This is a genomic window from Novosphingobium sp. UBA1939 (assembly GCF_002336885.1).
Classification (GTDB): Bacteria; Pseudomonadota; Alphaproteobacteria; order Sphingomonadales; family Sphingomonadaceae; genus Novosphingobium.
The window spans coordinates 63,087-73,006 of sequence record NZ_DDFB01000051.1 but is presented as its reverse complement, the minus strand read 5'-3'; the positions used below and the strand labels follow the sequence as shown (position 1 = coordinate 73,006).

6 protein-coding genes are annotated in these 9,920 nt (G+C 68.6%); 2 read left to right on the top strand and 4 right to left on the bottom strand.

Annotated elements, in window-relative coordinates:
• From B3547_RS08030 to B3547_RS08015, 4 genes are all read right to left on the bottom strand, one after another.
• A partial coding sequence (locus B3547_RS08030; protein WP_292961900.1) for a glycoside hydrolase family 95 protein occupies window positions 1-2,140 on the bottom strand: 2,140 nt, incomplete at its 3' end.
• A gap of 35 nt (window positions 2,141-2,175) precedes the next feature.
• Complete coding sequence (locus B3547_RS08025; protein ID WP_414690515.1) at window positions 2,176-3,741, bottom strand: alpha-N-arabinofuranosidase; 1,566 nt, start codon at window positions 3,739-3,741, stop codon at window positions 2,176-2,178.
• 97 nt (window positions 3,742-3,838) lie between these two features.
• Entirely contained in the window at window positions 3,839-5,647 is a 1,809-nt protein-coding gene (locus B3547_RS08020; protein WP_292961898.1) for an IlvD/Edd family dehydratase, read from the bottom strand.
• Between the two features lie 33 nt (window positions 5,648-5,680).
• Window positions 5,681-6,787, bottom strand: a complete 1,107-nt coding sequence (locus B3547_RS08015) for an aldose epimerase family protein (RefSeq protein ID WP_292961904.1) — start codon at window positions 6,785-6,787, stop codon at window positions 5,681-5,683.
• A gap of 204 nt (window positions 6,788-6,991) precedes the next feature.
• Here B3547_RS08015 and B3547_RS08010 point away from each other — a divergent pair, with 204 nt between their 5' ends.
• Entirely contained in the window at window positions 6,992-8,302 is a 1,311-nt protein-coding gene (locus tag B3547_RS08010; RefSeq protein WP_206694924.1) for a sugar MFS transporter, read from the top strand.
• A gap of 91 nt (window positions 8,303-8,393) precedes the next feature.
• Entirely contained in the window at window positions 8,394-9,920 is a 1,527-nt protein-coding gene (locus B3547_RS08005) for an aldehyde dehydrogenase (NADP(+)) (RefSeq protein ID WP_292961895.1), read from the top strand.

Here is a 9,920-nt window from a genome sequence, read left to right as displayed (position 1 = left end):
TGATGACGCCGTCCTGCGACTGCAGCAGCATCTCGGCGATGCCGGCGGCGCCGCCGAAGTTGCCGTCGATCTGGAAGGGCGGGTGGGCGTCAAACAGATTGGGGTAGCTGCGGCTGGGGTGGAGCAGGCGCTGCAGCGTGGCGTAGGCGTGGTCGCCGTCCTGCAGCCGCGCCCACAGGTTGATGCGCCAGCCTATGCCCCAGCCCGTGGTGTCGTCGCCGCGGCGCTCCATCACGTTGCGCGCGGCGGCAGCGAAGGCGGGCGTGTCGTCGGGCGTGATCTGCTCGGACGGGTAGAGCGCGTACAGGTGCGACACATGGCGGTGCTGCAGCTCGGGCGCCTCCATGTCCCAGTCCTCCTGCCACTCCTGCAACTGGCCGGCCTTGCCGATCTTGTCGGGCGGCAGGCGGTCGCGCATGGCCTCGCAGGCCTTGGCGAACGGTCGGTCCGTGCGCAGCTCGCGCGCGGCGTCGGCGCAGTGGGCGAACAGGTCGCGCAGCAGCTGGTTGTCCATCGCCGGTCCGGCGCAGACCGAGGAGCCGTGCGGGTGCGAATTCTCGGGCGAGATGCTGGGGTTGGTGACCATGTGGCCCGTCTTCGGGTCTTTCACCAGCGTGGCGAGCTGGAACTCGGCCGCGCCCTTCATCAGCGGGTACAGGCGCTTCAGCAGCGCCGGGTCACGGCGGAACAGCCAGCTCTGCCACAGCGTGTTGACCAGCCACACGCCGCCCATGGGCCACAGGCCCCATTTGGCGCCATCGGTGGGCGCGGCCACGCGCCAGCCGTCGGTGTTGTGGAAGGCCACCCAGCCGGGCGCGTCGAACATCTTCTTGGCCACGCCGGCGCCGGTGATGGCCAGGTCCTCCACCATCGCGATCAGCGGCTCCACGGTCTCGCCGATGTTGCAGACCTCGGCCGGCCAGTAGTTCATCTCCGTGTTGATGTTGAGGGTCCATTTGGAGCCCCACGACGGGTTGGTCTTCTCGTTCCACAGCCCCTGCAGATTGGCCGGGAAGCGCGAGCCGGGCCGCGAGCAGGCCAGCAGCAGGTAGCGGCCGTACTGCAGGTAGAGCGCGGCCAGGCCGGGGTCCTGCCCTTCGGCGAAGCGGGCAATGCGCTCGTCGGTGGGCAGCCTGGCGTTGGGGCCTGCGCCGAGGTCGAGGGCCACGCGGCGGAACAGCCGCTGGTGATGGTCGCGATGGGTCTGGCGCAGCGCCTCCGGGCCGCGGGTGACGGCGGCGGCCAGCGTCGCCTGGTTCAGCGCGGCGGGGTCGCCGGAGATGTCGTCGAAGCGCTTGTAGCCCGTGGCACCGGCGATGAGGAGGAAGACCTCGTCCGCGCCCTGTACCGACAGGCCGCCGTTGCGCGTCGTGAGCTTGCCGCCGCGCGCGACCACCTGCAGCCGGCACTCGAAGGGCAGCCGGCCCTCGATGCCGCCCACCGTGGGGCTGGTGCCGGCCACCCACAGCGTGTGGTTGGCATCGAAGCCGCTGCTCTTCTGGTGCGGCGCGGTGAGCGTGATGTCGGCGCTGATCCATTTGGGCTTGTCGGCCGCGAGGCGCACGACGATGAGCTGGTCGGCGGCCGACGCGTAGACCTCGCGCACCACCGTCGCGCTGCCGGCGCGAAAGCTCGTCGTGGCGATGGCCTCGTCCAGGTCCAGGCTGCGCTCGTAGCCGCGCACGCCGTCCAGGCCGGGGAAGACCAGCAGCAGCTCGGCCAGCGGCTGGTAGCTCATCTGCTTCATCGGCTGGCCGAACAGCGTCTCGTTGGCCAGCTTCTCGGCCTCGGCGTAGCGGCCGGCGAAGACGAGTTCGCGCACCCGGGGCAGGCCCTCGCGGGCGCGCGGGTTGGTCGTGTCGTAGGGGCCGCCGCTGAAGAAGCTGTTCTCGTTGAGCTGCAGCCGCTCGGTGTGCGTGCCACCGAACACCATCGCGCCCAGCCGGCCGTTGCCCACCGGCAGCGCCTCGGTCCATTGCTCCGCCGGTTGGCGATACCACAGCCGTGCGGCCGGGATCGGCGGCTCCGCCAGCGCCAGGTCGGGAACTGCAAGCCCGGAAACCGCAAATCCAGCGCCCAGCCCGACCGCGCCTTCGATCAGGCCCCGGCGGGTGATGCCGCGCGCTTCGTCCGCCATCATGGTCCCGGCCTCATGGCCCCGGCTTCCGTCCGGCCCTACCGCAGGTCCAGCACCACCACCGACATCGCCGGCAAGGTCGCGGTAACCGCCCCGCCCGCGATCCGCGCGCCGGTGAACGCCACCGGCCGCACCACATCGGGGGCGTCGAAGCTGTTGTGCGCGTCCATCGCCGTGCCGGTGACGATCCGCCCCGTCACCGCGCCCGCCCGCACGCCGGCAAGGCCGATCGACACCGGGATCGCGCGGTGCGGATCGAGGTTGACCAGCGCCACGTGCACCTGGCCCGCCGTATCGCGCACGGCCGAGGCGCTGATCGCCGGCACCGTGACGTCGCCGTTGCTGTACAGCGGCGATTGCAGGTCGATCGGCAAGGTCGTCGCGTCCTGCCACGGCTTGTAGAGGTCGAAGACCCAGTAGGTGGGCGTCTTGACCATCTTCGCGCCGTCGGTCAGCAGCATCGCCTGCAGCACGTTCACCATCTGCGCGATCGCCGCCATCTTCACGCGATCGGCATGGTGCGCGAAGATGTTGAGGTTGAGGCCCGCCACCACCGCGTCGCGCAGGCTGTTCTGCTGGACCAGGAAGCCGGGATTGGAGCCGGGCGCGGGATCGTACCACGTCCCCCACTCGTCGACGACCAGCCACTTCTTCTTCTCGGGATCATACTTGTCCATGATCGCCGAATGCCTGGTGATGTATTCGTCGATGCGCAGGGTGTTGCGCATCGTCGTCGCCCACTCGCTCTCGGGAAAGCCCAGCGCGGCGCCCTTGTCGTTCCAGTCCTTGTCGCGCGGGCGGGTGTAGTAATGCAGCGAAAGGCCATCGATGTACTTGCCCGAAAGCTTCATCAGCGTCTCGGTCCACGGATAGTCCTCGTCGCTGGGGCCGCTGGCGATCTTGAGCATCTTGTCCGTGCCGCCGGCCTTGGCGAACTGGGCGAAGCGGTTGGTGAGATCGGCGGCATATTCGGCGCGCATGTTGCCACCGCAGCCCCACAATTCGTTGCCGATGCCCAGATAACGCACCTGGAACGGCGCGGGATGGCCGTTGGCGGCGCGCTCGCCCGCCAGGGTCGAGCCGTTGGGCGAGGTCATGTACTCGACCCATTCGCTGGTTTCGGCGGGCGTACCGCTGCCGACATTGGCCGATATGTAGGCCTCCGCGCCCAGCCGTTCGGCGAAGCCCATGAATTCGTTGGTGCCGAAGCTGTTGTCCTCGTCCACCCCACCCCAGTTGGTGTTGATCTTCACCGGGCGCTTGGCGCGCGGGCCGATGCCGTCGCGCCAGTGGTATTCGTCGGCGAAACAGCCGCCCGGCCAGCGGACCACCGGCACCTTGATCGCCTTCAGCGCGTCCAGCACATCGCGGCGATAGCCGTGATCGTTCGGGATCGGCGAGCCTTCGCCCACCCAGATCCCGCCATAGATGCCATGGCCGAGATGTTCGGCGAACTGGCCGAAGACCTGGCGGTTCATCACCGGGCCGGGGCGGTCGGCCTGGACCGTGACGGTGGCCCCGCCGGTCGTCTGCGCCACGGCGGGCACCGTCATCGCCAGGGCACACCCCATGGTCATGAGCGTTCGGAGGTATTTGCCACGCATCGATAGTCCCCTTTGTGCAGAACGGTAGCGATTGCTGCCCCGGCAGAGCGCGCTCCGCGGATGTCCGACCGGCGCGCGCGTCAACCGCGGGCGCGGATCAGTGGTTGTCGCGCGGCAGGCCCCGCGTCTGCGCGATGCGCTGGTACTTCTCGGCGCCCTCAAGAATCGCGCCGGTCGCAAGCTGGCCGACGCGTTCGCGCTGGATTTCCTGCCACGGCGTCTGCGAAGGCGGATAGGCATAGCCGCCCGCCGCTTCGAGCGCGGCGCGGCGCGCGGCCAGTTCCGCGTCCGGCACCAACATGTCGGCGGTGCCCCGGCGCAAGTCGATGCGGACGCGATCCCCGGTCTTCAGCAGGGCCAGGCCGCCCATCGCCGCCGCCTCCGGGCTGGCGTTGAGGATCGAGGGGCTGCCACTGGTGCCCGACTGGCGCCCGTCGCCGATGCATGGCAAGGCAGTGACACCCTCGGTAATGAGATAGGCCGGCGCGCGCATGTTGACGACTTCGGCCGCGCCCGGATAGCCGATCGGCCCCGCGCCGCGCATGAACAGCAACGTTTCGGCGGTGACCCCGGTGGCGGGGTCATCGATTCGCGCGTGGTAATCCTCCGGCCCGTCGAACACCACCGCCGGACCTTCAAATGCGTCGGGATCGTCCGGATTGGACAGATAGCGCGCGCGGAATTCCTCGCTGATCACGCTGGTCTTCATGATCGCGGAATCGAACAGGTTGCCCGAAAGCACCACGAAGCCCGCTTCCGTCTTCAGCGGCTTGTCGAACGGCAGGATCACCCGCTCGTCCTCGATCTTCGCGTCGCGGCAGTTTTCGCCCATGGTCCGGCCGTTCGCGGTCATCGCGTTCTCGGCGATCAGCCCTTGCGCGATCAGCTGGCCGACCACCGCCGGCACGCCGCCGGCGCGGTAGTAGTCCTCGCCCAGATATTCGCCGGCGGGCTGCAGATTCACCAGCAGCGGCACCTTGTGACCCAGCCGCTGCCAGTCGGTCAGCGGCAGGTCCACGCCCACGTGGCGGGCAATCGCGGCAAGGTGGATCGGGGCATTGGTCGACCCGCCGATCGCGGAATTGACGACGATGGCGTTGTGGAAGGCATCGAGCGTCATGATGTCCGTTGGCTTCAGGTCCTCGTGGACCATCTCGACCACGCGCCTGCCGGTGCGCCAGGCGCATTCCTGACGGTCGCGGTAGGGCGCGGGGATTGCGGCGGAGCCGGGCAGCATCATGCCCAGCGCTTCGGCCAGGCTGTTCATCGTGGTGGCTGTGCCCATGGTGTTGCAATAGCCGGTCGACGGCGCGGAACTGGCGACGAGCTTGATGAAGCCTTCCTCGTCCAGCTCGCCCTTGGCCATGAGCTCGCGGCCCTTCCACACGATCGTGCCCGATCCGGTGCGCTCGCCCTTGAACCAGCCGTTGAGCATCGGCCCGACGGACAGCGCGATCGCCGGGATGTTCACCGTGGCCGCCGCCATCAGCAGCGCCGGCGTGGTCTTGTCGCAGCCGGTGGTCAGCACCACGCCGTCGATCGGATAGCCATAGAGCGCCTCGACCAGCCCGATGTAGGCCAGGTTGCGGTCCAGCCCGGCGGTCGGCCGCTTGCCCGTTTCCTGGATCGGGTGGACCGGGATTTCCAGCGCGATCCCGCCCGCCTCGCGAATGCCCTCGCGCACGCGCTCGGCCAGCACGATGTGATGGCGGTTGCAGGGCGAAAGATCGCTTCCGGTCTGCGCGATGCCGATGATCGGCTTGCCCGACCGCAGTTCCTCAAGGCTCAAGCCGAAGTTGAGATAGCGCTCGAGATAGAGCGAGGTCATGTCGATATTGTCGGGATTGTCGAACCACGCGCGCGAACGCAGCTTCGGGGCGGGGCGCTTGCTGGAAGAATCGGTCATTGCGGCCTTCGGGTGCTGGAGGTGCGAAAGGGGTCAGCGCGCCGGCGGCGCCTTGCTGACGCGGTAGATCATCACGTGGCGATAGGGTTTGCCCGGATCGACGCGCGCGGACAGGAACGATGGCTGGTTGGGCGCGTCCGGGAACTTCTGCGGTTCCAGCGCGATGCCATCGCCCATGCGATAGACATGCCCCTTCTTGCCGATGAGCGTCCCATCGAGGAAGTTGCCGGTGTAGAACTGCACGCCGGGCTCGGTGCTCAGCACTTCGAGAACGCGGCCCGATGCGGGGTCTTCCAGCCGCGCGGCAAGCTGGGGCGTAGCGGTCGCGCCCTTGTCGAGCGCGAAGTTGTGGTCATACCCGCGTCCGTAGGCGATCTGCTGGTCGGTGCCGTCGCGCAGCCCGTCGGCCACGCGGCGCGGCGTGCGGAAATCGAACACGGTGCCGGCCACCTTGCGCCGCTCGCCGGTGGGGATCAGCGTCGCGCCGACCGGGGTATAGGTCGATGCCGGAATCGTCAGGCGGTGCCCCATGGCGCCCATCGCCGAACCTTCCCCGGCCAGGTTGAAGATGGCGTGGTTGGTCATGTTGACGATCGTCGGCTTGTCGGTGGCGGCCTCGAACGCGATGGTCAGGTTGCCGCGCTCGTCGAGGCTGTAGGTGACTTTCGTATCGAGCTTGCCGGGATAGCCTTCCTCGCCATCGGCGCTGACATAGGACAGCACCACGCTCGCCACCGGGCCGGACTTGAGCGAAACGACCTGCCAGTTGCGCTTGTCGAACCCCTTGGCGCCGCCGTGCAGGCTGTTGCCGTTGTTGTTCTGCGGCAGCTGGTAGCTCTTGCCGTCGAGCGTGAACCGGCCGCCGGCGATGCGGTTGGCATAGCGCCCCACGGTCACGCCGAAGAAGTTGGGCTTCGCCTCGTAGGACTGGACATCGTCGTAGCCCAGCAGCACGTCGGCCACCGTGCCATCGCGGCCCGGCGCCATCAGCGCTTGCAGCGTGGCGCCATAAGTCAGGACCCGCGCCGAGACGCCGTTCGCGGCCTTCAGCGTGATCGCGAACGCCTCCGACCCGTCGGCCAGCCGGCCGGCGCTTTCCTGCCGCGCTTCGGCCGCTTCCGCCGCCGGGGCCGCCAGCATCGCCGGCGCCGCCAGTGCCAGTACCATCAGGACGCCACCTTTCGACCTGCCCACAATCGTCATCCTCTCATCCTTTCGGAACGTGTCGTCACCGGCGGCGCCCATTGACGCGACCTTTTCACGGATATAGTCTGACAAATACAGATTGCGCAAGACGGTAAGGAACCGTTGCCAGCGCAGAGCAGACGAGAGGAAGCCGAGACCATGCCGCCAGTGGCCTCAACACAATCGAAGGTGCCGGAAAACAGCAACATCTCGCCGGATAGCGCCGGTTCCCCCGTCCGCTACGGCCCGGCACTGACGCTGCTGGCCAGCCTGTTCTTCATGTGGGGCTTCATCACGGTGATCAACAACACGCTGCTGCCGCATCTGCGCAGCGTGTTCGATCTCAACTATACGCAGACAACATTGATCGAATCGGTGTGGTTCATCGCCTATTTCGTGGCGTCGATCCCCTCGGCCAAGCTGATCGAGAAGGCGGGCTACCAGAAGGCGCTGGTAATCGGCCTGCTGGTCATGGCGGCGGGCGCGCTCGGCATGATGCTGGCCGCGTCGATCCCGTCCTACGGCGTGACGCTGGCCATGCTGTTCGTGATCGCCAGCGGCATCACCCTGCTGCAGGTGGCGGCCAACCCTTATGTGGCCGTGGTCGGCAAGCCCGAAACCGCCTCCTCGCGCCTCAACCTGGTGCAGGCGATGAATTCGGCGGGAACGATGCTGGCGCCGATGTTCGGCGCCTACCTGATCCTTGGCCGGTCGAAGGGCGGCACCGCCAGCGCCGACGTGGTGCTGACCCCGGCGGAGCGGCTGGCCGATGCCCAGTCGGTGATCCTGCCCTATGGCCTGGTCGCGGTCGTGCTCGTGGTCCTCGCCGTGGTGATCGCGCGCTTTCCGCTGCCCGCCATGGGCAGCGCGACGCTGCGCCTCGCGCCCGAGGAACGCCGCAAGCTATCGTTGTGGAAGCACCGCAACCTGGTGTTCGGCGTGCCCGCGATCTTCATCTACCTGATCGCCGAAATCGGCGTCGCCAACCTGTTCGTGAACTTCGTCAGCCAACCCACGATCGCCAATCTCACGCACGAGCAGGCAGGCCGGTATCTCACGTTCCTGTGGGGCGGCATGATGGTCGGCCGCTTCCTCGGGTCCGCGATCATGCAGAAGGTGGATGCCGCGCGGGTGCTCGCCGCGTTCTCGGTCGGCGCGTTCGTGGTCATGCTCGTCACCGTCTTTACCACCGGGCCGGCGGCGATGTGGGCGCTGATCCTTGTCGGCCTGTTCCATTCGATCATGTTCCCGACGATCTTCACGCTCGGCATTCGCGGGCTCGGCCCGCTGACCGAGGAAGGCTCGGGCCTGCTGATCATGGCGATCGCGGGCGGCGCGCTGGTGGTGGTGCAAGGGTGGCTGGCCGATTCCTATGGGCTGCAGACATCGTTCCTGCTGACGGCCGCCTGTGAATTGTACGTGCTGTTCTACGCCTTGTGGGGATCGCGCCCGACCGGCGAAACCGCCTGAACACTTAACTTACCACACCTCTTTACGGAACGCGCCACCGGTTGCGTTCCGGCACCTCTGGCAATATGTCAGAGTAAATCAGGAGATTCCCATGACCGAATTCCGCTCCGTGGCCGCCGCCACGGGTGAGCCGACCGGCCCTGCCTTCCCCATCGATGGCCCGGCCGAAGTCGATGCCGCCTGCGCCGCCGCCGCCGCCGCCTTCGATACCTACCGCGCCACCGGGCGCGAGGAGCGCGCCGCGTTTCTGGAAGCCATCGCGGCGGAAATCCTGGCCATCGGCGACGAGCTGATCGAAGCCGCCATGGAGGAATCCGGACTGCCCCGCGCCCGTCTGGAAGGCGAACGGGGCCGCACCGTGGGCCAGCTGCGCCTGTTCGCCGATGTCGTGCGCAAGGGCGCGTGGCAGCAGTTGCGCATCGATCCCGCCCTGCCCGATCGCCAGCCGCTGCCCCGCCCGGACCTGCGGCTGCGCATGATCCCGGTCGGCCCGGTCGCGGTATTCGGCGCGTCGAACTTCCCGTTGGCCTTCTCGACCGCCGGGGGCGATACCGCCTCGGCGCTCGCCGCCGGATGCCCGGTCGTGGTCAAGGGCCCCCCCGCCCATCCGCGCACAGGCGCGCTCGTGGCCGCGGCCATCACCCGCGCGGTGGCCGCCTCCGGCCTGCCCGCCGGCGTGTTCGGCCATCTGGTCGGCCCCTCGAACGACCTCGGCGCCGCGCTGGTGCAGGACCCGCGCATCGCCGCCGTGGGCTTCACCGGATCGCGCGGGGGAGGCCTCGCGCTCGTGCGCCTCGCCCAGAGCCGCGATGTGCCGATCCCGGTCTATGCCGAAATGTCGAGCATCAACCCGGTCCTGCTCCTGCCCGAAGCGCTGAAAGCCCGGGGAAGCGCGCTCGGCGCGGCCTTCATCGGTTCGCTGACGATGGGTGCCGGCCAGTTCTGCACCAACCCCGGCCTCGTCCTCGCGATCGAGGGCGAAGGGCTCGACGCCTTCCTCACCGCCGCCACCGAGGCGACGCGCGCCGCCGCCGCGCAGACCATGCTGACCGGCGGCATCTGCAAGGCCTACCAGTCGGGCGTCGCCGCGCTTGAGGCCACGCCCGGAGTGGAGAAGCTGGCCGAAGGCCTGGCCGGCGCAGCGCTGCAGGGCCATGCAGCGCTGTTCCGCACCACGGCCCAGGCGTTCCTCGCCGAAAAGGCGATGGGCCACGAGGTGTTCGGCGCGTCCTCGATCGTGGTCGTCTGCCGCGACGAGGCGGAACTCGTCTCCGTGCTCAAGGGGCTGGAAGGCCAGCTGACCGCCACGCTCCACCTGGATGCCGCCGACGAGGCGCTGGCCACGCGCCTGCTGCCGGTGCTGGAAGCGAAAGTCGGGCGCATCCTCGCCAACGGCTGGCCCACCGGCGTCGAGGTCTGCCACGCCATGGTCCACGGCGGCCCCTTCCCCGCCACGTCCGACCCGCGCACCACGTCGGTCGGCAGCCTGGCCATCGACCGGTTCCTGCGCCCGGTCAGCTACCAGAACCTCAGCCCGGCGGTGCTTCCGCCCGAGTTGCGCGATGAGGCGCGTGGCGATGGCGCGCCCCGCCTGATCGACGGCACGCTGACGCTCTGA